Here is a 24,243-nt window from a genome sequence, read left to right as displayed (position 1 = left end):
GGTGGCGCTCAGGTCGCAGCCTAGACGATGCCCTGCGCCAGCATTGCATCCGCCACTTTCACAAAACCGGCGATGTTCGCGCCTTTCACGTAGTTGATCCGGCCGTTTTCTTCGCCGTAGTGCACACAGGCATGGTGGATCGACTGCATGATGTTATGCAGCTTGCTGTCCACTTCACCGGCGGTCCACAGCAGACGCATGGCATTTTGGGACATTTCCAGGCCACTCACTGCCACGCCGCCGGCATTCGATGCCTTGCCCGGCGCGAACAGGATACCGGCGTCGATAAAGATATCCACAGCCTCCAGGGTCGTCGGCATATTGGCGCCTTCGGCCACGCAGATGCAGCCGTTGCGCAGCAGAGCGCTGGCGGCTTCGGCGTCCAGTTCGTTCTGGGTCGCACAGGGCAGGGCGATGTCGCATGCCAGTTCCCATGGGGTCTTGCCGGCGCGGAATTCCAGGCCAAAACGCGGGGCCAACTCGCTGATGCGCCCGCGCTGCACGTTTTTCAGCTCCAGCAGCGCCGACCATTGTTCCTCGGTCAAACCAGTCTCGCAGTACAGGGTGCCTTCGGAGTCGGACAGGGAGATCACCTTGCCGCCCAGGTCCATGACTTTGCGTGCCGCGTATTGTGCCACGTTGCCGGAGCCAGAGACTGCCACGCGCTTGCCTTCAACCCGCTGGCCCTGGCGCTTGAGCATCTCTTCGGCGAAGTACACGCAACCAAAGCCGGTGGCTTCCGGGCGGATCAGGCTGCCGCCGTAGCTCATGCCCTTGCCGGTGAATACCGAGGTGAATTGGTTGCTCAGGCGCTTGTACTGGCCAAACAGAAAACCGATTTCCCGAGCGCCCACGCCGATATCGCCGGCCGGGACGTCCACGTCTGCACCGATATGACGGTACAGCTCACTCATGAACGACTGGCAGAACCGCATGACTTCGGCGTCGCTCTTGCCCTTGGGGTCAAAGTCCGAGCCGCCCTTGCCGCCGCCCATGGGCAGCGAGGTCAGGGAGTTCTTGAAGGTCTGCTCGAAGGCGAGGAATTTCAGCACCCCCAGGTTGACCGAGGGGTGGAAGCGCAGGCCACCTTTGTAAGGGCCGATGGCGCTGTTCATCTGGATACGGAAGCCGCGATTGACCTGGACCTTGCCCTGGTCATCAACCCACGAGACCCGGAAGGTAATCGCGCGTTCCGGCTCGCAGATGCGCTCCAGGATGCCCGAAGTCAGGTAGTGGGGATTGGCCTCAAGAAACGGCCACAGGCTGCGTAGGACTTCTTCCACAGCCTGGTGGAATTCCGGCTGGTCCGGGTCGCGTTTTTTGAGGCGGGCAAGGAAGGATTCGACGGATTCGATCATGAAAAGTCTCGGCAGATTTATTGTCATTAATGGCGATTTGCCCAGGACTTTATCAATTCACGCCGCACCGTGACAGGGCAAAATGTCGCCTTTGTGAATTTAAATGGTGCAATGGATATAAATAACCCTGATTTTCTGCCCCTTAACAGGGATTTCAACGCGAGCTATGCACCAATAGTTAAACCGCTAATGCAGGCACCTCGGGCCACCTCAATTGTGCAAAAAAAAACGGAGCCCGAAGGCTCCGTTTTGTTCAAACCAACCCGAATCAGGCCAGTTTTTTGTGCCGTACACGATGCGGCTGGGCAGCCGCTTCGCCCAGGCGCTTCTTGCGATCGGCTTCGTACTCGGTGTAGTTGCCTTCGAAGAACACCGCTTGCGAGTCGTCTTCGTACGCCAGGATGTGTGTTGCCACGCGGTCCAGGAACCACCGATCGTGAGAGATCACAATCGCGGCGCCCGGGAAGTCCAGCAGGGCTTCTTCCAGGGAACGCAGGGTTTCAACGTCGAGGTCGTTGGACGGTTCGTCGAGCAGCAGGACGTTGCCGCCCTCCTTCAGGGTCAGGGCCAGGTGCAAGCGCCCGCGCTCACCACCGGACAGGTCCTTGACGAACTTCTGCTGGTCGCCACCCTTGAAGTTGAAACGGCCAACGTAGGTGCGCGACGGGATTTCATAGTTGCCGATACGGATCTGGTCGGAACCGTCGGAAATCTGCTGGAACACCGTTTTGCTGCCGTCGAGGTCTTCACGGCTCTGGTCCACGCAGGCCAACTGCACGGTTTCGCCGACTTCGATGGTGCCCGAATCCGGTTGTTCCTTGCCCATCAGCATGCGGAACAGCGTGGATTTACCCGCACCGTTACCCCCGATCACGCCGACAATGGCGCCTTTAGGCATGGAGAACGACAGGTTGTCGATCAGCACGCGATCGCCATAGCCTTTGCAGACGTTCTTGAATTCGATGACCTTGTCACCCAGGCGCGGACCGGCCGGGATGTAGATTTCGTTGGTCTCGCTGCGCTTCTGGAACTCCTGGGACTGCATTTCCTCGAAGCGTTGCAGACGGGCCTTGGATTTCGACTGACGAGCCTTGGCGCCTTTGCGCACCCACTCCAGTTCGTCCTTCATGGCCTTTTCATGGGCCGACTGCTGCTTGGATTCGGCCGCCAGACGGTCGGACTTGGCTTCCAGCCAGCCAGAGTAGTTACCCTCGTAAGGGATACCGGCGCCACGGTCGAGCTCCAGGATCCAGCCCGCGACGTTGTCCAGGAAGTACCGGTCGTGCGTGATCGCGACCACGGTGCCCGGGAAGTCATGGAGGAAGTGTTCCAGCCAGGCCACGGAGTCAGCGTCCAGGTGGTTGGTTGGTTCGTCGAGCAGCAGCATGTCGGGGGCCGACAGCAGCAGGCGGCACAGGGCCACGCGGCGCTTTTCACCACCGGACAGGTGCTCGACCTTGGCGTCCCAGGCCGGCAGGCGCAGCGCATCGGCGGCGACTTCCAGTTGGCGCTCCAGGTTGTGACCGTCGCCAGCCTGCAGGATGGCTTCGAGCTTGGCCTGTTCGGCGGCCAGTTTGTCGAAGTCGGCATCCGGCTCGGCGTAGGCCGCGTAGACTTCGTCCAGGCGGGCCTGGGCGTCCTTGATCACGCTGACGGCTTCCTCGACCACTTCACGCACGGTCTTGGACGGGTCCAGGATCGGCTCTTGCGGCAGGTAACCGATGTTCAGTTCGGGCATTGGGCGGGCTTCGCCTTCGAACTCGGTGTCGACGCCGGCCATGATTTTCAGCAGCGTGGACTTACCCGAACCGTTAAGGCCGAGTACGCCGATCTTGGCGCCCGGGAAGAAGGACAGCGAAATGTTTTTCAGGATTTCCCGCTTCGGTGGAACAACTTTGCCCAACCGATGCATGGTGAAAACGTATTGAGCCAAAATGTGGACCTCGTAAAAAGATGAGAACAGGGCCTGCGTAGCGTCATGGCGCTGTACGTAGCACATCGAATGATCAAGGTTAACCTAAGTCAGCGACGGCGGGCAGATTGACAGGCGCTTTTGAGCCGCGCTTTTTCCTGCTGTGGGCCAGATGGAACACAATACCCGGCAACATCCCCCTAATGAAGAAGACACATGCCACCTGCATTCTGGACCACGCCTTACCCCCTGACTGTCCCGGGAGACAGCTTCGATGCTTAACGTCATGTCTGCACTTGGGCTATTGCTCTTGATGCCGGGGCCGACCAATACCCTGCTATTGCGCTCGGGCGTGCTCTCGGGTTTCAGGCGGGCCTGGACCCTGAGCCTGCTGGAGTGCCTGGCCTACCTGCTGCAGATCTCTTTTTGGGGCTACGCCCTCAGCCATATTGGCGCCAATGCGCCCTGGTGCCTGAAGGTGATGCAGTTCGTCTCTATTTGTTACCTGGTCAAGACCTCGTACGACCTGTGGCGCGAGCCCGCCGTCGACCTGTCCCTGCTGCCCGGAGCGCGGGTGTCGAGGTGGCACTTCTTTTTACTGACGCTGATCAACCCCAAGGGTTTGCTGGTGGTTTCGTTCATCGTGCCGGTGCAGACCTTTGCCGATCTGGCCTTATATGGGCAGTTCGTCATGCAATTCACCGCAGTGGTGATCCCAGTGGGCTGCGCCTGGGTGCTGTTCGGCGCACGCATCAAACGCAGCGGGCATGCCTGGCTGACGCCGCAGAACATAAACCGCACCGCTTCTGTGGTTATTAGTTGCTTTGCACTGGCCATTCTATTCAAACTGGCGGATGGCTTGATCAGTACTGGCCCGGCGCTGTAGTCCTGCCAGGCGGGGCTGGCACTTTGCCACAACTCAAGGCATGCTAGCCGCCCTTCGGGCGTCCGGCTTATAGTGCACGTCGCGCGCCAATCCAGCCAAACCGCAGGATCACAGCTTGACCAACGTAACAAAGCCGAGCCCGTTGCGCGCAGCCCATATTGCGCCGGGCGCCCCCCTGCACGGCCCCCTCAAGGGCGCATTGGCGACGCTGGTCCTGTTGCTGCTCGCACTATTGTTCTGGCAACTGCTGGATCAATTGCAGCAGAACCAGAAGGACCAACAGCAATACACCATCAACTACAGCGCCGACCTGGCCGAACAGATCAGCCTAAACATGGCCCTGAGCGCGCAAATCGCCCTCAACCTGCTGCCGATCGTCGAACCGCCACGCAATGAAGAACAACACCAGGCCCTGATGCGCAGCTTGCAACGCTCGTTGCCGGAACTGCGCAGCGTTGCCCTGCTCGCCCCCAGCGGCGCGATCCTCAGTGACTCCGCCGATAACAGCCAGGACAGTGCCTGGCTCGAAGAACTGGTCAAGCGCAGCCATGCGCAGTCCTATTATTTGAGCAATAACGGCGACGGCTCCATCATCTACCTGCTGCTGCACCAGCCCAGCGGCGGCGCCAAGATGTACTGGGTGTTGCGCCTGGCTCCCAATTACCTGGCCAACCTGACGCGCCAGGACGGCCAGGGCTCACGCCCGATGTGGGCGATTGAAAACCAGGTGAACCACCGGGTTGTCAGCCGTGACAGCGGCATGCCCAGCCAGTGGTCGGCCGGGCTGACCCCCGAAGAGCTGAATAAAACCGTACTGGTCACCCCTTTGAGCAAAAGCGACTGGCAACTGCGCGGGCTGTTTGATCGCGCCGCTGTGCTGGAGCAACTGCTGCCGGCGTTTATCGGCAAGTGCCTGCTGGGCCTGGCCTTTTCGCTGATCCCGGTGCTGGTGCTGCTGAACATGCGGCGGCGCCAGCGCCAGGTCAATGAAGGCCGGCGCCGCTATCAGGATATTTTCGACGGCACCGGTGTGGCCTTGTGCGTGCTCGACCTGTCGGGCCTGCGCGGTTTCTTCGACAAAGCCCAGTTGCACACCCGCGAGCAATTGCAGGAGTGGCTGCACAACAGCCCCGAGCAACGCCAGCAACTGCTCAAGGAACTGCGCATCACCGAGGTCAACCAGGTCGCCGTGCGCCTGCTGAACGTGGCGTCCTGCGAACAGGCCTGGGAACGCTTGATCGACGGTTGCCCGCTGAACACCAGCGCCATCGGCTACGCAGTGCTTGAAGCGGTGCTGATCCAGCACAAACAGCTGGAGCTGGAGATTCAACTTAGCGACATCGAGGGCAACGACCAGTACCTGTGGCTGGTCATGCGCCTGCCGGAAGAACAGCACGACTATAAGGCGGTGATCCTCAGCATCAGTGATATCACCAGCCGCAAACTGGTGGAACTGTCGCTGGTGGAGCGCGAAGCGTTCTGGTCGGACGTGGTGCGTACCGTGCCGGACCACCTGTATGTGCAGGATGTGATCAGCCAGCGCATGATCTTCAGCAACCACCACCTGGGCCACACCCTGGGCTACAACAAACACGAACTGCAGCAGATGGGCGAGTACTTCTGGGAGATCCTGCTGCACCCCGAAGACGCCGAGAGCTATCACGACCTGCGCCAGCAACAACGCGCCGCCGGGTACCTGGCGCAGTTGCAATGCCAGTTGCGCTTTCGCCACCGCAACAACCAATGGCGGCGCTTCGAGATCCGCGAACAGGCCCTGGCACGGGACAAGACCGACCAGGTCACGCGGATTATCGGGGTGGCCAAAGACATTACCGACCAGATCGAGGCCAGCGAATCCCTGCGCGACAGCGAGCAGCGCTACCGCATGCTGGCCGAAAGCATCAGCGACGTGATTTTCTCCACCGACAGCAAGCTGGCCCTCAACTACGTCAGCCCGTCGGTAAATGCGGTGCTGGGCTATGAAGTCGACTGGATCTTCAAGAACGGCTGGCAATCGACCATCGCCAACCCGCAGCAACTGACCGGCATCTACACCCTGGTGGAGCGGGTCAGCCGCGCCCTCGACCAGCCCGAAGCCCTGGCCCTGTTGCGCGACGATGTGCAGACCCAACTGTTCCTGTTCGATTGCCTGCGGGCCGACGGGCGCAAGGTGCCGATCGAACTGCGCCTGGTACTGGTGTGGGACGAGCACGGTGCGTTCGAAGGCATTCTCGGCGTGGGCCGCGATATCAGCCAGCAACGCCGCGCCGAGAAAGACCTGCGCATGGCGGCCACGGTATTCGAGCACTCCACCTCGGCGATCCTGATCACCGACCCGGCCGGTTATATCGTGCAGGCCAACGAAGCCTTCAGTCGGGTCAGCGGTTATGCCGTGGCCGATGTGCTCGACCAACTGCCGAACATGCTCACCGTCGACGAACAGCAGGAAGCCCACCTGCGCTATGTGCTCAAGCAACTGCACCAGCACAGCACCTGGGAAGGCGAAGTGTGGCTCAAGCGCCGCAGCGGCGAGCACTACCCGGCCTGGGTCGGCATTACCGCTGTGCTCGATGACGAGGGCGACCTGGCCAGCTATGTGTGCTTCTTCAGCGACATCAGCGAGCGCAAGGCGAGCGAACAACGCATCCACCGCCTGGCCTACTACGACGCCCTGACCCACCTGCCCAACCGCACGCTGTTCCAGGACCGCCTGCACACCGCGTTGCAGTCGGCCGAACGACAAAAGTCGTGGGTGGTGCTGATGTTCCTCGACCTCGACCGCTTCAAACCGATCAATGACTCCCTGGGCCACGCCGCCGGCGATCGCATGCTCAAGGAAATGGCGACCCGCCTGCTTGGCTGTGTGGCCGAGGACGACACGGTGGCGCGTATGGGCGGTGACGAGTTCACCTTGCTCCTGCAACCCCGGGTCAGCCGCGAAATGGCGCTGAACCGGGCGATTCATGTGGCCGAACAGATCCTCGCCAGCCTGGTGAAGCCATTTGTGCTGGAAGGCCGCGAGTTTTTTGTCACCGCCAGTATCGGTATCGCCCTGAGCCCTCAGGACGGCAACGAACTGAGCCAGTTGATGAAAAACGCCGACACGGCGATGTACCACGCCAAGGAACGCGGCAAGAACAACTTCCAGTTCTACCAGGCCGACATGAACGCCAGCGCCCTGGAGCGCCTGGAACTGGAAAGCGACCTGCGCCATGCCTTGGACCAGAACGAATTCGTGCTCTATTACCAGCCGCAGTTCAGTGGCGATGGCAAACGTTTGACTGGCGCCGAAGCCCTGCTGCGCTGGCGTCACCCACGCCGTGGCCTGGTGCCGCCGGGGGATTTCATCCCTGTCCTGGAAGAGCTGGGCCTGGTGGTGGACGTGGGCGACTGGGTGATCGACGAGGCGTGCCGTCAACTCAAGACCTGGCACCAGAACAAGGTGCGAGTGCCCAAGGTCTCGGTGAATATTTCGGCGCGGCAGTTCTCCGACGGGCAGTTGGGCACGCGGATCGCCACCATCCTCAAGGAAACCGGCCTGCCGCCGGCGTGCCTGGAGCTGGAATTGACCGAAAGCATCCTGATGCGCGAGGTCAACGAGGCCCTGCAGATCCTTGCCAGCCTGAAAAACCTCGGCCTGAGCATCGCTGTGGACGACTTCGGCACCGGCTACTCATCGCTCAATTACCTCAAGCAATTCCCCATCGACGTGCTGAAGATCGACCGCACTTTCGTCGACGGCCTGCCGTCCGGCGAACAGGATGCGCAGATCGCCCGGGCAATCATCGCCATGGCCCACAGCCTGAACCTGGCGGTGATCGCCGAAGGCGTGGAAACCCATGAGCAACTGGACTTCCTGCGCGAGCATGGCTGCGACGAGGTGCAGGGCTACCTGTTCGGGCGGCCGATGCCGGCCAATCGGTTTGAGGCGCAGTTCAGTAACGACGCCCTTTTCATGTTTGACTGAGGTTTTGCGGTGGGGCTGATGGCCTCATCGCGGGCAAGCCCGCTCCCACAGTTGAATGTGGGAGCGGGCTTGCTCGCGAAGGGGCCATCAAATACGCCATCCATCTCTGGATGAACGCCACTTGTCCGCGACATGATGTCCTTTCATATGCCATCTAAAACCCATTGGGTTAGAATGCCCCTCTTTTCTGCCCCCGATCCTTGAGGACCGCCATGTTCAGCCGTGATTTGACTATTGCCAAGTACGACGCCGATCTCTTTGCCGCCATGGAGCAAGAAGCTCAGCGCCAGGAAGAGCACATTGAGCTGATCGCTTCGGAAAACTACACCAGCCCTGCCGTGATGGAGGCTCAAGGTTCGGTTCTGACCAACAAGTACGCCGAAGGTTATCCGGGCAAGCGTTACTACGGCGGTTGCGAATTCGTCGATATCGTCGAGCAACTGGCTATCGACCGCGCCAAGGAACTGTTCGGCGCCGATTACGCCAACGTCCAGCCACACGCCGGCTCCCAAGCCAACGCGGCCGTGTACCTGGCCCTGCTGCAAGGCGGCGACACCATCCTGGGCATGAGCCTGGCCCACGGCGGTCACCTGACCCACGGCGCCAGCGTTTCCTCCTCCGGCAAGCTGTACAACGCTGTCCAGTACGGCATCGACGGCAACGGTCTGATCGACTACGACGAAGTCGAGCGCCTGGCCGTCGAGCACAAGCCAAAAATGATCGTGGCCGGTTTCTCTGCCTACTCGCAGATCCTCGACTTCCCACGCTTCCGTGAAATCGCTGACAAAGTGGGCGCCTACCTGTTCGTCGACATGGCCCACGTGGCCGGTCTGGTCGCCGCTGGCGTCTACCCGAACCCGGTGCCTTACGCTGACGTCGTGACCACCACGACCCACAAGACCCTGCGCGGTCCACGTGGCGGCCTGATCCTGGCGCGCGCCAACGCCGATATCGAGAAAAAGCTGAACTCCGCCGTATTCCCAGGCGCCCAAGGTGGCCCGCTGGAGCACGTGATCGCCGCTAAAGCGATCTGCTTCAAGGAAGCCTTGCAGCCTGAGTTCAAGACTTACCAGCAACAAGTGGTGAAAAACGCCCAGGCCATGGCCACTGTGTTCATCGAGCGCGGTTTTGACGTGGTGTCCGGCGGTACTGAAAACCACCTGTTCCTGCTGTCGCTGATCAAGCAGGACATCTCCGGTAAAGATGCTGACGCTGCCCTGGGCAAAGCCTTCATCACCGTGAACAAGAACTCGGTACCGAACGACCCACGTTCGCCGTTCGTCACCTCGGGCCTGCGCTTCGGCACCCCGGCCGTGACCACTCGTGGCTTCAAGGAAGCAGAGTGCAAGGAACTGGCTGGCTGGATCTGCGACATCCTGGCTGACCTTTCCAACGAAGCCGTGATTGACGCGGTACGTGAGAAGGTCAAGGCCATCTGCAAGAAGCTGCCGGTATACGGCGCTTGATTGCAGTTGCTTGAATAAGAAGCCCGGCTCTTGAGCCGGGCTTTTTTATGCCTGTTGACCGCGTTTCAAGTCAGGGTTGGTAGACCCGCTGGAAGCCTTGGCGGATCTTGTCTTCCGGCAACTCATCGGCAATAAACACAATCACACTCTCCCGCGCCTCACCCTCGGCCCATTCGGCGTCCCAATCGAACCCGTAGAGCTTGAGCACGCCCTGGAACACCATGCGCCGATCTTCCCCGGCGATGTTCAGCACGCCCTTGTAGCGCAGCAGTTGTTTGCCGTGCCCTTCCAACAGTTCGTTCATGAACTCACTGAGCCGGTCGATATCCAGCGGCTGGTCGGTGCGCAGCACCAGGCTGGAGATACGGTCGATGGACGGCGCCTGGCTGACCGGGCGCAGGGTCATGCCGGCGTTGAGGTTAAAGCCGCGCACGTCCAGCAGTTCAGCCAGGTCGATCTTGCCATGTTCCACCACACGAATCGGCGCACGACGGTTGATGCGGGTCAGGCGCTGACTGAGCGCCTCGAAGCTGGCGTCGTCCACCAGGTCGCGCTTGCTTACCAGCAGGCGGTCGGCAAAGCCGATCTGCGCCTGGGCGATGGTCTGGGTCAGGTGGTGCTCGGCGTGGGCCGCGTCCACCAGGGTGATGATGCCGTCGAGGAGATAGCGCTCGCGCAATTCCTCGTCGATAAAAAAGGTCTGGGCCACCGGCGCCGGGTCAGCCAGACCGGTGCACTCGATCACCAGGCGGTCGAAGGCGATCTCGCCGCTGTCCAGGCGTTCGAGCAGCAGGTACAGGGCTTTGGTCAGGTCGGTGTGGATGGTGCAGCACACGCAACCGTTGGACAGGGTCATGACCTGGACCGGCTCATCGCCCAGTAGCTGGGTGTCGATGCCGGCGTCACTGAATTCGTTTTCGATCACGGCGATTTTCAAGCCGTGCTCGGCCTTGAGCAGATGGCGCAACAAGGTGGTCTTGCCAGCGCCGAGGAAGCCGCTGAGGACGGTGACGGGGATGGGAGAGGACAAAATATTCTCCTTGAGGAAACACAAAACAAATGTGGGAGCGGGCTTGTGTGGGAACGGGCTTGCTCGCGATGCAGGCAACTCGGTCTATCTGGTATACCGAGGTGATGCTATCGCGAGCAAGCCCGCTCCCACACAAGCCCGCTCCCACAGGGGATCACATAGGCCCAACCCTATTGGATCAACAGCACTTGGGCCCGCCCTTGCCGCCGTAACGGGCTTCCTGGCGCTCCCGGAAGAACGCCTTGTAGTCCATCAACGGCTTGTCCGGGTGCTTGGTTTGCATATGCTCGACGTAGGTGTCGTAGTCGGGCATGCCGACCATCAGGCGTGCAGCCTGACCGAGGTATTTACCGAGGCGACCGATGTCATTGAACATGTCTGCAACCCTCTATCACGCGTCCGGCATGGCTTGGAATGGTGCTTCTTTATCCGTACGTTCCTTGGTGCCCCAGGCGGCAACGCCGACCTTGATGGCATAGAACAGGATGCTGAAGACCACGAACAGGAACAACACCGTCAACGTCGCGTTGGTGTAGGCGTTCCAGATCACGTGCTGCATCTGGTCGATACTCTTGGCCGGGGCCAGGATCTGCCCATTGGCCAGCGCATCGCTGTACTTCTTGGCCAGCGACAGGAAGCCGATCGCCGGGTTGGCGTCGAACAGCTTGATGAAGCCTGCGGTGGTGGTGCAGATCAGCAGCCAGACAGCCGGCAGCAGGGTCACCCAGATGTAGCGCTGGCGCTTCATTTTGATCAGCACAACGGTGGCGAGCATCAGCGCGATACCGGCCAGCATCTGGTTGGAGATGCCGAACAGCGGCCACAAGGTGTTGATACCACCCAGCGGGTCGATCACGCCCTGGTACAGCAAGTAGCCCCACATCGCCACACAGCCTGCAGTGGCGATCAGGTTGGCCGTCCAGGACTCGGTACGCTTGAGCGCCGGCACGAAGGAACCGAGCAGATCCTGGAGCATGAAGCGCCCGGCACGGGTACCGGCGTCCACAGCAGTCAGGATGAACAGCGCTTCGAACAGGATTGCAAAGTGGTACCAGAACGCCATGGTGTTTTCACCCGGCAACACACTGTGCAGGATTTGCGCGATACCGACCGCCAGGGTCGGCGCACCGCCGGCACGGGCCAGGATGGTGGTTTCACCGATGTCATTGGCCACCGCTTGCAGCGCTTCCGGGGTAATCGCAAAGCCCCAGCTGCTGACGGTTTGCGCAACTGTCACCACATCAGTGCCGACAATCGCCGCAGGGCTGTTCATGGCGAAGTACACGCCTGGCTCGATCACCGAAGCGGCAACCATGGCCATGATGGCGACGAACGACTCCATCAACATGCCGCCATAACCGATGTAGCGCGAGTGGGCTTCATTGGCCAACAGCTTGGGCGTGGTGCCCGAGGAAATCAGCGCGTGGAAACCCGATACCGCGCCACAGGCGATGGTGATGAACAGGAACGGGAACAGGCCGCCCTTCCACACCGGGCCAGTGCCGTCGATAAACTGGGTCAGCGCCGGCATTTTCAGGTCAGGCATGGTGACCAGGATGCCAATCGCCAGGGCGATAATGGTGCCGATTTTCAGGAAGGTAGACAGGTAGTCGCGCGGGGCCAGGATCAGCCACACCGGCAGTACCGCGGCCACGAATCCGTAGCCAACCAGCATCCAGGTGATCTGGATCCCGGTGAAGGTGAAGGCCTTGGCCCATACCGGATCAGCGGCAATCTGCCCGCCGAGCCAGATCGAACCCAGCAGCAACAGCACGCCAATGATCGAAATTTCGCCGATGCGGCCCGGACGGATGTAGCGCATGTACACGCCCATGAACATCGCGATCGGGATGGTCGCCATCACCGTGAAGATGCCCCACGGGCTTTCGGCCAGGGCCTTGACCACGATCAGCGACAGCACCGCGAGGATGATGATCATGATCAGGAAGCAGCCAAACAGCGCGATAGTCCCGGGAATGCGGCCCATTTCTTCGCGAACCATGTCCCCCAGGGAGCGGCCGTTGCGACGGGTGGACAGGAACAGAATCATGAAGTCCTGCACCGCACCCGCCAGCACCACGCCGGCAATCAGCCACAGGGTACCGGGCAGGTAGCCCATCTGTGCAGCCAGTACCGGGCCGACCAGAGGCCCCGCGCCGGCAATGGCGGCAAAGTGGTGACCGAAGAGAATATGTTTGTTGGTCGGCACATAGTCCAGACCGTCGTTGTTGATCACTGCGGGGGTGGCCCGCCGTGGATCGAGTTGCATCACGTTATTTGCGATGAACAGGCTGTAGTAACGATAAGCCACCAGATAAATGGCGACTGCCGCGACTACAATCCACAAGGCGTTGATTGCCTCGCCGCGCCGCAAAGCCACTACGCCCAGGGCGCACGCTCCTACGATTGCCAGCAACAGCCAGGGTAGATGGCGGAGCAGGCTATTATTATTTTTCATTTTTATATTCCAGCCAGGGTGGACAGAAAGACAGCCAGTCCGAGTTTAGCGCGCTGTGCCCTAAAGACCAGCCCCCTACGTTGGTCTAGAGCCTTGCCGGGGCGAAAAAAACAGAAATAAACGCCCGATAATGGCGCAAGGCTACAATCCCTGGACTAACAGAGGGTTTCACCATGAGCGACCAGCCGTCAGATCGACGCCGTTTTCGGCGGATTGCCTTCAATGCCAAGACCGAACTTAAGCAAAACGGCCAGCAATGGCCGGTGCAACTGGTGGATTTATCGCTCAAAGGGTTGCTGGTGCAAAAGCCTGCGCCATGGCTGGGCAAGGGTGACGAGCCCTTTGATGTGGACATTCACCTGGACGCCGACACCGACGTGAGCATGCAAGTGCGGCTGAGCCATGACGAAAAGGGGCAACTGGGGTTCGTCTGCGAATATATCGACCTGGACTCGATCAGCCATTTGCGCAGGCTGATCGAGCTGAACCTGGGGGATGAAGAGGAGCTGCATCGGGAGCTGGGCGAGCTGCTGAACATCTGACGATGTGCACACATCAATGTAGGAGCTGGCTTGCCTGCGATGGCGGCGTGTCAGTCAGGGACGCAGCGACTGATTCGACACCATTGCAAGCAAGCCATCTCCTACAGGGTTCTGTGGTATATCGGGTTATTCGAACAAGGCATCCAGTGCCTGTTCCAGCCGCGTCACCGCAATCACCTGCAACCCGGGCGGCGCCTCCTTCGGCGCGTTGCCCTTGGGCACGATGGCACGCTTGAAACCATGCTTGGCGGCTTCCTTGAGGCGCTCCTGGCCGCTGGGCACCGGGCGTACCTCGCCCGACAGGCCTACTTCACCAAATACCAACAGGTCATGGGGCAACGGCCGATTGCGCAGGCTCGACATGACCGCCGCCATCAAGGCCAGGTCCGACGCGGTTTCCAGCACCTTGACGCCGCCGACCACGTTGAGGAACACGTCCTGGTCATGGGTCGGAATCCCGCCATGGCGATGCAATACCGCCAGCAACATCGCCAGGCGGTTCTGATCCAGGCCCAGGGTCACGCGGCGCGGGTTGGCCAGGTGGCTGTCGTCCACCAGGGCCTGGACTTCCACCAGCATCGGCCGGGTACCTTCCCACGTTGCCATTACCACGCTGCCCGGTACTTCTTCCTGGGCGCGGGTCAGAAAGATCGCCGAAGGGTTGGAGACTTCTTTCAGCCCCCGGTCCGTCATGGCAAACACCCCCAGCTCGTTGACCGCGCCAAAACGGTTTTTCACCGCCCGCAACAGGCGCAGGCGCCCATCGGACTCGCCCTCGAAATACAGCACCGTATCCACCATATGCTCCAGCACGCGCGGGCCGGCCAGTGCGCCTTCCTTGGTGACATGGCCCACCAGGAAAATCGCCGTGCCGCTCTGTTTCGCGTAGCGCACCAGCAACGCCGCACTTTCCCGCACCTGGGACACCCCTCCCGGCGCCGATTGCAGTTGCTCGGTGAAGATCGTCTGGATCGAGTCGATCACCATCACCTTGGGTTTTTCCACGCGGGCGGTGGCGATAATGCTTTCGATACAGGTCTCGGTCATGACCCGCAATTGGTCCTGGGGCAAGCCCAGGCGGCGGGCGCGCATGGCCACCTGTTGCTGGGATTCTTCGCCGGTGACGTACAGGGCTGGCATGCGGCTGGCGATGCTGCACAGGGTCTGCAAGAGGATGGTCGACTTGCCGATGCCCGGATCGCCGCCGATCAGCACCACCGAGCCGTCCACCAGGCCACCACCGAGTACCCGGTCGAGCTCGCCGGACGCCGTGGAAAAGCGCGGGATTTCCTCGACGCTGACTTCCGCCAGGGTCTTGATCTGGGCTTGTTGCCCGGTCCAGCCGGAGCGCCCGCTGGGAGCTGCGGCGCCACCGCTTTCAATCATGGTTTCCGTGAGGGTGTTCCACGCCCCACACTCGCCACACTGGCCCGCCCATTTGGGAAAGGTCGCGCCGCACTCTGTGCAGCCGTACATGCGCTTGGCCTTTGCCATCTGAGAACCTCCAACCGAAAAACCGCGATGATAGCTCAGCGTGGCGCTGCGGTACGGATTTCACCGTTGGCCAATCGTGTAGCGCTGTTGCCCAGCGGGTCTTCGGCATTCAGGTCGGCGCCCTGGGCCTTGAGCGCATCGAGCAGTTCGACGCGCTTGAACAGCCCGGCATACATGGCCGCCGTCTGTCCGGCGCCGTTGCGTTGGTCGGGGTTGCAGGCGGTGCCCAGCAAACGCCGGGCAATGCGCAACTCGCCCTTGAAGATCGCGCCCATCAGCGCCGTATTGCCGCGTTTATCCTGCACACAGGCATCGGCACCGGCTGCCAGCAGTTGCTCCACGGCCGGTTCGTGCCCGTGATAGGCGCTGAGGATCAGCGCGGTGTAGCCCTTGTCATCGACGGTATTCAGGGAATAGCCGGATTCGATAAAAGTCTTGAGCATTTCCACGTCGCCACGTCGGGCAGCGTCGAAGTAGTAATCCTGTAACTGCGCCTTGAGGGCCAGCGGGTCGGCGAACACACTCAAGGACCAGCAGGCCAGTAGTGCCCCTATAAAGCTACGCATCATCAACATCCTCTGCAGGTCCCGTAGGAGCGAGCTTGAACTGGCGGCGACAAGCTCGTTCCTACAGGAGGGGTGGATTAGTCAGTCAGCTTTTCAGCCAGTGCCTTGACCCGCGCCAGATCGCCCTTGGCCACTTTGGCCACGCCCGTGCCGTACTCCGGGTCGGCCTTGTAGAGGAATGACAGGATGATGTGCTTGCTGACGTCATCCGTGGTTGCCAGGGAGCCACCGAAGTTTTCGATCAAGTCCTGGCGCTCTTTCTTGCTGTAGGAACGATACAAGTCGCCCGCCTGCTTGAAGTTCTGCTCGCGCTGGATTTTCACCTGCTGGGTGCTGCCGGCCAGGGGCATCTGGCTGTAACGCGCACTTTGCGGCTCTTCCCGCGGCATCAGGCGGCTTGGCTGGTAGTTCACGCCCGTGCTGGTCTTGCCAGAGTTCATCGCACCATCCTGGTTGCCGTTATTGACGCTGACCCGTGGAGCGTTGATCGGCAGTTGCAGGGCATTGGCGCCCAGACGGTACATTTGCGTATCGGCATAGGAGAACACCCGACCTTGTAACAAGCGGTCCTCCGACGGTTCGATACCTGGTACCAGGTTGGCCGGGGCCATGGCCACTTGCTCGGTTTCCTGGAAGACATTGGCCGGATTGCGGTTCAGCACCATTTGCCCGACTTTGCGCTCGGGAACATCGGGCCAGATCTTGGTGGCATCCAGGGGATCGAAATCAAACTTGGCCAGTTCTTCAGGCTTGAGCACTTGCACATACAAGTCCCACTTGGGGAAGTCGCCCTTGTTGATGTGAGTAACCAAGTCGTTGGTCATATGGCTGTAATCACGCCCTTGCACTTGCACGACCTCCTTGGGGTCCAGGTTCTTGATGCCTTGCAGGCTCTTCCAGTGAAACTTGACGTAGTGCACTTCACCCTTGGCATTGATCAACTTGTAGGCATGTACGCCATTGCCGTCCATCTCCCGGTAACTGGCCGGTGTACCGGAGTCCGAGTACAACTCGGTGAGCGTGCGGGTGGACTCTGGAACATGGGAGAAGAAGTCGAAACGACGGGAGTCGTCATCCAGGTTAGTGCGCGGGTCGGGCTTGAAGGCATGCACCATGTCCGGGAACTTGATGGCATCGCGGATAAAGAACGTCGGGAAGTTGTTGCCGACCAGGTCCCAGTTACCTTCGGCGGTATAGAACTTGGTGGCGAAGCCGCGCGGGTCGCGCAGGGTTTCCGGGGAGTGGTTGCCGTGGACGACGGCAGAGAAACGCACAAACACCGGCGTGGCCTCACCGGCGGCAAACACTTTGGCCTTGGTCAGGTCGCTGAGGTTGTCGGTGACGGTGAAGGTGCCGTGGGCGCCGGTGCCACGGGCATGCACCACGCGCTCGGGGATACGCTCACGATCAAAACGCTGCAGTTTCTGGATCAGTTGCACATCCTGCAGCAAGACCGGGCCGTTTGCGCCGGCGGTCTGCGAGTTCTGGTTATCGCCCACCGCTGCACCATTATCGCGGGTCAGGTTGGCTGCACTGACGGCTAACGACAACAGGCTGGTACTGGCAATCAAAAGCACATTGCGCGCAGCAATAGACCTGCGACTAATAAGGTTTTTCATCATGCAATCCTCTGGTTTTTTTAATGCACTTTTATGGGTGCTTGCCAGAGGCTAGTGATGCTGACGCCAGAAGATAAATAGAAAACCCACACCATCACGATTAAAAAAATAGTGTGGTAAGGCCCTGAAATAACGGGTATTTCGCGCGCGACTGATGGCACTTTGCAAACTATTTGCGTTTTAATGTGTCGATTACAACGAACAGTGTTAACCGTTGTGTCGAGCAAGCTCTTGCAGACTGATTTACACTGAGTTCCTCTCCTCTCAACTGTAACAAGGAATAACCTATGGGCGTGATCAGTGAGTTCAAGGCCTTCGCGGTCAAAGGTAATGTGGTCGACATGGCGGTCGGTATTATCATCGGCGCCGCCTTCGGCAAAATTGTTTCGTCCTTTGTAGGCGACGTGGTGATGCCGCCTATCGGTCTGCTGATCGGCGGTGTGGACTTCGGTGATCTGGCAGTAACGCTCAAGGCGGCCCAGGGCGATATTCCGGCGGTGGTCCTGGCCTACGGCAAATTCATCCAGAGCATCATCGACTTCGTGATCGTCGCGTTCGCGATCTTCATGGGCGTCAAGGCCATCAACCGCCTCAAGCGTGAAGAAGCGGCTGCGCCAAGCCTGCCACCGGTGCCCACCAAGGAAGAGGAATTGCTGGGGGAGATCCGCGATCTGCTCAAGGCCCAGAACAACAAGCCGCTGTAGCCGATCCGCAATACCTGTCAGCTACTAAAAAGGCGCCTCTCACCGGGCGCCTTTTTTTACCAGTAGTTTTCTACCGCCACCTGCCCTGGCCGACGCGTCAGGCTTAACTGCATATCGCGTTGCTTGAGCAATTGCCGGGTGTCATCAATCATCTGCGGGTTGCCGCAAATCATCACCCGCGAATGTTCCGGTGTCAGCGCCACGCCCGCCGCGCGTTCCAATTCGCCATTTTCGATCAGGGTGGTGATACGCCCATTCAATGCCCCTGGGTGCTGCTCCCGGGTGACGATGGGCAGGTAGGTGAGTTTATGGGCGTGTTCGCTCAGGTACTCACGCTCAGCCAGTTCCTTGATAAGGGTCTGGTAAGCCAGCTCCCTGGCTTCCCTGGCGCTATAGACCAGGATAATGCGCTCGAATTTTTCCCAGACTTCAAAGTCCTGCAGGATCGACAGAAACGGCGCAATCCCGGTGCCCGTGCCCAGCAGCCACAAGTCGCGGCCATCGACAAAGCGGTTCAGGGTCAAGAAACCCGTGGCCTGTCGCTCCACCAGCAGCTCATCACCCACCCGCAGGCGGCTCAACTCACTGGTGAACTCACCGCCCGGCACCACAATCGAGAAAAACTCGAGGAACTCGTCGAAGGGCGACGACACCACCGAATACGCACGCCACACCAGGCTTCCATCGGGCTTGGTCACACCCAGGCGCACAAACTGCCCGGCGACAAAGCGAAAACCCGCGTCGCGAGTGGTCCGCAGGGTAAACAGGCTGGGGGTCAACGACTGCACATCAAGCAAGGTCTGGCGTGTGAATTTTTCCGCACTGGCCGTCATGGGGGGCTCCGGTCTACAGGTAACCCCTAGTGTGGCCCAAAGCGGAGCCTGGAAACACCGCTGGTTTGTAGTGACATCCATCCAGGTGATTTATCCGCGCAGAAAAGCCGAACGCCCTACGCTTGAATATGAAAAAACAGAGCAATAGCAATATGATTTCAACTAAAAACATTTAGCTATTACCTTCTCCCCACAGGCGCTGCTTCCCACTAACAATCATCGGTGCCACGCCACCAGGCTTTTCGGCAAGCCAATGAAAAATAAGTATTAAATCTGAATCACGGCCACCACCCGCCACGTCTTACAAGGCGCGAGGAAGATTATTAACAATAAGAAACGCCCTGCTAAGTGCGAAAATTCCCACCCCAGTTTTGCATGCTGTCCTACACTCGATTCGGTGACGCTATGAGGACGTGCGTCGCAAACAATCAGCGTGAAACTCAGGGAGTGTTACCGATGGTCAACTGGCGAAACACACGATTACCCAAACTTGAAGGTGAAGATGAGGTAACGACGATGTTTGAAGCCGCTCTGAACATTACCTATGAGCTAGGTTTTGAATATTGCGGTTTTATCATGGGCTCCAATGCTCTCTACCGCCCTAACAGAAGTATCCATCTCAACAACTATCCGGATGAATGGAACAAAATCTACAAAACAGAAAACTACTTTGAAATCGACCCTTTGGTTGTTCACTGTAAGCGCGATGTGCTGCCGCTTGTATGGGAAGAGAAAACCTTTTCCGCAGTACCTGACATGTGGGCTCACGTACAAGCCCAAGGCCTGAATTTCGGCTGGGCCCAGTCGGTGCACGATTTCCGGGGCTTCTTCAGTATGATCAACCTGGGACGACGCAAGGGGCCGGTGCAGGCCCATGAGCTCTATGAAAAAGCGGGCCAGGTTCTGCCGTGGCGGCGCAAACCTACAGCCTGGGGCCGACTTTCCAGTGCCCCACCAAACTCACCAGCCGCGAGACAGAGATCCTGCAATGGTCGGCACTGGGCAAAACTGCGGCTGATATCGCCACAATTCTCTGCCTATCGGAACGTACCGTCGGTTTTCACATCAGCAGTGCGATGAGGAAGCTGGGGGTCAGCAATAAAATCGCCGCCGTGATCAGCGCCGTGAGAAACGGTCTTTTTTAAGCGCAACCGGCTCAAATCCTCTTGAAAACACCGAATGTAATCCCGGAGAAAAAAACGTAACATTTACGGCCAGTTCTGAGTGATGACGCCGCTCGTCAAAGCCCGCGTCGCAGTCCACTCAGAAGGTTCCTCGCATAGCCTGGAACACCCGTCGATTATCCAGAGTTTCCCCCGCCATGCCCCTGCTCGATAGCCCCTTCGCCCAACTCGACCTGATCCGCCAGCCCGAGCAGCCAAACGAACCGCTGCAAGCCTTCGATGCGGCTGACGAGTATCTGCTCGCCTACCTGGCCGAGCAGCAACCGGCCAGCAGCACGCGCGTGCTGGTGCTCAATGACAGCTTTGGCGCGCTGGCGGCCAGCCTTGAAGGGCAGATGCGTGTCACCACCAGTGGTGATTCGTTTCTAGGCACCCAGGCGTTGCAAAAAAACCTGGTGCGCAACCACAAGACCTTCGATGCCGTGTCGTTCGTGCCTGCCAGCCAAGTGCCGAGCGGGCCCTTCGACCGCGTGCTGATCCGGGTGCCGAAAACCCTGGCGCTGCTGGAAGAACAACTGATCCGCCTGCAAGGCCAACTGGCGCCCGGTGCCGAAGTGATCGCAGGCGCCATGGTCAAGCATCTGCCCCGCGCCGCCGGTGAACTGCTGGAGCGCTACATCGGGCCGATGCACGCGTCGCTGGCAGTGAAAAAGGCCCGGTTGCTGATTGCCACCCTGGCTGATCGGCCCCGGGTGGTCTCGCCCTACCCCACGCGTTATCGCCTGGACGCGCCGGCCATCGAGCTGCTCAACCACGCCAATGTGTTCTGCCGTGAAGGCCTGGACATCGGCACCCGCGCCTTTCTGCCGCACCTGCCCTCCAACCTGGGCAGCGCCCGCGTGGCGGACCTGGGTTGCGGCAATGGGGTCCTGGCCATCGCCAGTGCCCTGCAAAACCCCGAGGCGCAGTACACCTTGGTGGACGAATCCTATATGGCTGTGCAATCGGCCGCCGAGAACTGGCGCGCGGCTCTGGGTGAGCGGCCAGTGACGATTCGCCCCGGCGACGGCCTGGCGGACCAGGAGCCGCAATCGTTGGACGTGGTGCTGTGCAACCCACCGTTCCACCAGCAACAGGTGGTGGGGGACTTCCTCGCCTGGCGCATGTTCCAGCAGGCCCGCGAGGCACTGGTGGTGGGCGGCGCCTTGTATATCGTCGGCAACCGTCACCTGGGTTATCACAGCAAGCTGGCGCGGCTGTTCCGTGGTGTGGAGCAGGTCGCGGCGACGCCCAAGTTCGTGATCCTCAAGGCACGCAAGTAAACCCAGGCAAAAAAAACCCTCCGTGAGGAGGGTCATAAAGGTGCGGGATGTCAGTGGGTGCTCAGGCCCGCGGCGTTCATGAACATGCGCATCAGGCTGGCCACCACGAACAGGGCCAGGACGCTGCCGGTCCAGATCATCGCCAGCCAGCCCAGGCGCTGCCACAGCGGCTTTTTCTCGGCCTGTTCGATCTCGTCCAGTGAAGGTTTACCGGTCATGGTCCAAGCCTCCTAGTGATAGCCGTCTTCATGGGTCACCTTGCCGCGGAACACGTAGTAGCTCCAGAAGGTGTAACCCAGGATGAACGGGATGATGAACAGCGTGCCCACCAGCATAAAGCCCTGGCTCTGTGGCGGCGCGGCAGCCTCCCAGATCGAGACCGACGGCGGGATGATGTTCGGCCACAGGCTGATGCCCAGGCCGCTGTAGCCCAGGAAGATCAACACCAGCGTCAACAGGAACGGCGCGTAATGGGCGTTGCGGGCCACGGCACGCACCAGCGCATACATGGTCACCAACACCAGGATCGGCACCGGCAGGAACCAGAACAGGTTCGGCAGGGTGAACCAGCGCGAGGCGATGTCCGGGTGGGCCAGGGGCGTCCAGATGCTGACAATGCCAATCACCGCCAACACCACGAACGCCAGGGGCCGCGCCAGGTTGTGCATCTGCTCCTGCAACATGCCTTCGGTCTTCATGATCAGCCAAGTGCAGCCCAGCAGCGCATACGCCACGATCAGGGCCACGCCGCAGAACAGGGCAAACGGCGAGAGCCAGTCCAATGAGCCGCCGGCGAACTGGCGGTCAACCACCGGAATGCCTTCAATGAATGCCCCCAGCGCCACGCCCTGAAAGAAAGTCGCCGCCAGCGAGCCGCCGATAAACGCCTTGTCCCATAGGTGGCGTTTGTCATCCTTGGCCTTGAAACGGAACTCAAAAGCCACACCACGGAAGATCAGCCCGATCAGCATCAGGATCAGCGGCAGGTACAGCGCCGAGAGCACCACCGAGTAGGCCAGCGGGAACGCGCCGAACAACGCCGCGCCCCCCAGCACCAGCCAGGTCTCGTTGCCGTCCCACACCGGGGCGACGGTGTTCATCATTACGTCACGGTCGGTCTTGCCCGGGATAAACGGGAAGAGAATGCCGATCCCCAGGTCAAAACCGTCCATGACCACGTACATCATGATGCCGAAGATGATGATCACGGCCCAGATCAGCGGAAGATCAATACCCATGACTCAATTCCCCTTGTTCAGAGTGTCGCCGTGATCGGCGTCGCCGCTGTCATCGGCCGCCGACAATGGGCGCGCCGGGGTGCGTTGCTGCCCGGGGCCGCCGTGGGCAGGTTCGGTGCTTTCGTGGGTGACCGGGCCTTTGCGCACCAGGCGCATCATGTAGCCCAGGCCGGCACCGAACAGAGCGAAATACACCACCACAAACAGGGCCAGGGTGATGCTCATCTGCACAAAGCTGTGGTTGGAAGAGGCGTCCGCCGTGCGCATCAAGCCGTAGACCACCCAGGGCTGGCGCCCGATTTCGGTGGTGAACCAGCCGGCCAGGATCGCAATCAACCCCGACGGGCCCATCCACAGCGCCAGGTACAGGAACGGTTTGTTGGTGTACAGCCTATCGCCCTTGCGCAGCCAGAGGCTGAACAGGCCGGTGAAGATCATCAACAGGCCCAGGCCGACCATGATGCGGAACGACCAGAACACGATGGTCGAGTTGGCGCGATCCTCAGGCGGGAACTCCTTGAGGGCCGGCACTTGCTTGTCCAGGGAGTGGGTAAGGATCAGGCTGCCCAGGTAGGGGATTTCCACTTTGTACTTGGTGCGCTCTTCCTTCATGTCCGGCCAGCCGAACAGGATCAGCGGGGTCGGCTCGTTACCGACGTTTTCCCAGTGCCCTTCAATCGCCGCAATTTTCGCCGGCTGGTGCTTGAGGGTGTTGAGGCCGTGGAAATCACCGATCACCGCCTGGATCGGCGCAACGATCAAGGCCATCCACATCGCCATCGACAACATGGTGCGGATCGCCGGGTTGTCCTTGCCCCGCAGCAGGTGCCAGGCCGCCGAGGAGCCGACGAAGAACGCGGTGGCGACAAACGCTGCCGTGGCCATGTGGGCCAGGCGATAGGGGAACGAAGGGTTGAAAATCACCGCCATCCAGTCGGTTGGAATCACCTGACCATTGACGATTTCAAAACCTTGGGGGGTCTGCATCCAACTGTTGGAGGCCAGGATCCAGAAGGTCGAGATCAACGTACCGACGGCCACCATCACCGTGGCAAAGAAGTGCAGCTTGCGCCCGACCTTATTCCAGCCGAACAGCATCACCCCAAGAAAGCCGGCTTCGAGGAAGAACGCGGTGAGTACTTCATAGGTCAGCAAGGGCCCCGTGACGGAGCCGGCGAAGTCCGAGAAACGACTCCAGTTGGTACCGAACTGATAGGCCATGACCAGGCCCGAGACCACCCCCATGCCGAAGTTGACGGCAAAGATCTTCGACCAGAAATGGTAGAGGTCACGGTAGGTATCGTTGTGGGTCTTGAGCCACAGACCTTCCAGCACCGCAAGGTAACTGGCCAGGCCAATGGTGATGGCCGGGAACAGGATATGGAACGAGATGGTGAATGCGAATTGAATTCGGGCGAGATCTAGCGCCTCCAAACCGAACATAAGTCTTCCTCTGTCAGGTAATACCGGCTGCTGGCTGGGGGCCTGCACCCACTGCCCCCACGGATATGGAGTGTGGCGAATTGCAATTCGTTCTTTTTTACCAACCACGTAGGGATTCTGGCCTGTTGGCCGCCACACCAGCGCTGCAATCAGCATTGATCTGGATCAAGCATCGATGAAAGAGTAGTCCCATTTTCCAGGTTGGACTGTGTGGTCTTTTGCCGCGTGACAGGTTGACTCAGCGAAATAGATGTCTTGCTAAGGATATTTCTTTTCCAGCA

At 60.0% G+C, this 24,243-nt stretch carries 18 protein-coding genes and 1 pseudogene; 7 read left to right on the top strand and 12 right to left on the bottom strand.

The window, feature by feature from the left end; genetic code table 11:
• Positions 1–20: 20 nt before the first annotated feature.
• Both gdhA and ettA read right to left on the bottom strand, forming a co-directional pair.
• Positions 21–1,358 (bottom strand): NADP-specific glutamate dehydrogenase, encoded by a 1,338-nt coding sequence (gene gdhA, locus HBO24_RS04405; protein ID WP_170044032.1) that lies wholly within the window; start codon positions 1,356–1,358, stop codon positions 21–23.
• 268 nt (positions 1,359–1,626) lie between these two features.
• Positions 1,627–3,291 (bottom strand): energy-dependent translational throttle protein EttA, encoded by a 1,665-nt coding sequence (gene ettA, locus HBO24_RS04400; RefSeq protein ID WP_029292090.1) that lies wholly within the window; start codon positions 3,289–3,291, stop codon positions 1,627–1,629.
• Positions 3,292–3,544: 253 nt separating this feature from the next.
• Here ettA and HBO24_RS04395 point away from each other — a divergent pair, with 253 nt between their 5' ends.
• From HBO24_RS04395 to glyA, 3 genes are all read left to right on the top strand, one after another.
• Positions 3,545–4,156, top strand: coding sequence for a LysE family transporter (locus HBO24_RS04395; RefSeq protein WP_169959794.1), 612 nt, complete (start codon positions 3,545–3,547; stop codon positions 4,154–4,156).
• A gap of 115 nt (positions 4,157–4,271) precedes the next feature.
• Positions 4,272–8,123 (top strand): bifunctional diguanylate cyclase/phosphodiesterase, encoded by a 3,852-nt coding sequence (locus tag HBO24_RS04390; protein WP_115129041.1) that lies wholly within the window; start codon positions 4,272–4,274, stop codon positions 8,121–8,123.
• Positions 8,124–8,335: 212 nt separating this feature from the next.
• The gene (gene glyA / locus HBO24_RS04385) at positions 8,336–9,589 is read left to right on the top strand and encodes a serine hydroxymethyltransferase (RefSeq protein WP_057441128.1); all 1,254 of its coding nucleotides are present in this window, start codon (positions 8,336–8,338) and stop codon (positions 9,587–9,589) included.
• 70 nt (positions 9,590–9,659) lie between these two features.
• On the opposite strand, the gene yjiA is transcribed toward glyA, so the two are convergent.
• From yjiA to HBO24_RS04370, 3 genes are all read right to left on the bottom strand, one after another.
• Positions 9,660–10,619: a GTPase gene (yjiA, locus tag HBO24_RS04380; protein ID WP_170059348.1), complete on the bottom strand. Its 960-nt coding sequence runs from the start codon at positions 10,617–10,619 to the stop codon at positions 9,660–9,662.
• 178 nt (positions 10,620–10,797) lie between these two features.
• Entirely contained in the window at positions 10,798–10,995 is a 198-nt protein-coding gene (locus HBO24_RS04375) for a YbdD/YjiX family protein (protein ID WP_057441132.1), read from the bottom strand.
• Between the two features lie 15 nt (positions 10,996–11,010).
• Positions 11,011–13,077 carry a carbon starvation CstA family protein gene (locus HBO24_RS04370; RefSeq protein ID WP_115129043.1) on the bottom strand — a complete coding sequence of 689 codons (2,067 nt, stop codon included), beginning with the start codon at positions 13,075–13,077 and terminating at the stop codon, positions 11,011–11,013.
• A 173-nt stretch (positions 13,078–13,250) separates the two neighbouring features.
• Here HBO24_RS04370 and HBO24_RS04365 point away from each other — a divergent pair, with 173 nt between their 5' ends.
• Complete coding sequence (locus HBO24_RS04365) at positions 13,251–13,619, top strand: PilZ domain-containing protein (RefSeq protein ID WP_057441134.1); 369 nt, start codon at positions 13,251–13,253, stop codon at positions 13,617–13,619.
• Positions 13,620–13,745: 126 nt separating this feature from the next.
• On the opposite strand, the gene radA is transcribed toward HBO24_RS04365, so the two are convergent.
• The 3 genes from radA to HBO24_RS04350 form a co-directional block, all read right to left on the bottom strand.
• Positions 13,746–15,113: a DNA repair protein RadA gene (gene radA / locus HBO24_RS04360; protein WP_057441136.1), complete on the bottom strand. Its 1,368-nt coding sequence runs from the start codon at positions 15,111–15,113 to the stop codon at positions 13,746–13,748.
• A gap of 35 nt (positions 15,114–15,148) precedes the next feature.
• Positions 15,149–15,679 carry an ankyrin repeat domain-containing protein gene (locus tag HBO24_RS04355; RefSeq protein WP_169959797.1) on the bottom strand — a complete coding sequence of 177 codons (531 nt, stop codon included), beginning with the start codon at positions 15,677–15,679 and terminating at the stop codon, positions 15,149–15,151.
• 77 nt (positions 15,680–15,756) lie between these two features.
• A complete protein-coding gene (locus tag HBO24_RS04350; protein ID WP_170059347.1) occupies positions 15,757–17,298 on the bottom strand; it encodes a catalase in 1,542 nt (513 codons plus the stop codon).
• 287 nt (positions 17,299–17,585) lie between these two features.
• On the opposite strand from HBO24_RS04350, the gene mscL reads away from it, so the two are divergent.
• Positions 17,586–18,002, top strand: a complete 417-nt coding sequence (mscL, locus tag HBO24_RS04345) for a large-conductance mechanosensitive channel protein MscL (RefSeq protein WP_057441140.1) — start codon at positions 17,586–17,588, stop codon at positions 18,000–18,002.
• A gap of 56 nt (positions 18,003–18,058) precedes the next feature.
• Here the strand turns inward: mscL and HBO24_RS04340 are convergent, their stop codons facing one another.
• The gene (locus tag HBO24_RS04340; protein ID WP_057441142.1) at positions 18,059–18,835 is read right to left on the bottom strand and encodes a ferredoxin--NADP reductase; all 777 of its coding nucleotides are present in this window, start codon (positions 18,833–18,835) and stop codon (positions 18,059–18,061) included.
• A gap of 456 nt (positions 18,836–19,291) precedes the next feature.
• On the opposite strand from HBO24_RS04340, the pseudogene HBO24_RS04335 reads away from it, so the two are divergent.
• Positions 19,292–19,980 (top strand): annotated as a pseudogene (locus HBO24_RS04335) (autoinducer binding domain-containing protein).
• Positions 19,981–20,156: 176 nt separating this feature from the next.
• The gene (locus HBO24_RS04330; protein ID WP_057958377.1) at positions 20,157–21,281 is read left to right on the top strand and encodes a class I SAM-dependent methyltransferase; all 1,125 of its coding nucleotides are present in this window, start codon (positions 20,157–20,159) and stop codon (positions 21,279–21,281) included.
• Positions 21,282–21,331: 50 nt separating this feature from the next.
• Here HBO24_RS04330 and HBO24_RS04325 read toward each other — a convergent pair whose 3' ends face one another.
• The 3 genes from HBO24_RS04325 to HBO24_RS04315 are packed head-to-tail and all read right to left on the bottom strand — an operon-like array spanning position 21,332 to position 23,962.
• Positions 21,332–21,499 (bottom strand): DUF2474 domain-containing protein, encoded by a 168-nt coding sequence (locus HBO24_RS04325; protein ID WP_081044180.1) that lies wholly within the window; start codon positions 21,497–21,499, stop codon positions 21,332–21,334.
• 12 nt (positions 21,500–21,511) lie between these two features.
• Positions 21,512–22,519 carry a cytochrome d ubiquinol oxidase subunit II gene (gene cydB, locus HBO24_RS04320; protein WP_170059346.1) on the bottom strand — a complete coding sequence of 336 codons (1,008 nt, stop codon included), beginning with the start codon at positions 22,517–22,519 and terminating at the stop codon, positions 21,512–21,514.
• 3 nt (positions 22,520–22,522) lie between these two features.
• A complete protein-coding gene (locus tag HBO24_RS04315) occupies positions 22,523–23,962 on the bottom strand; it encodes a cytochrome ubiquinol oxidase subunit I (protein WP_057444394.1) in 1,440 nt (479 codons plus the stop codon).
• Positions 23,963–24,243 lie beyond the last annotated feature (281 nt).

The sequence above is a fragment of the Pseudomonas sp. WS 5410 genome (genome assembly GCF_012985645.1).
Classification (GTDB): domain Bacteria; phylum Pseudomonadota; class Gammaproteobacteria; order Pseudomonadales; family Pseudomonadaceae; genus Aquipseudomonas; species Aquipseudomonas shahriarae.
The sequence above is the reverse complement of the archived record's forward strand: the minus strand, read 5'-3'. Positions and strand labels throughout refer to the sequence as shown.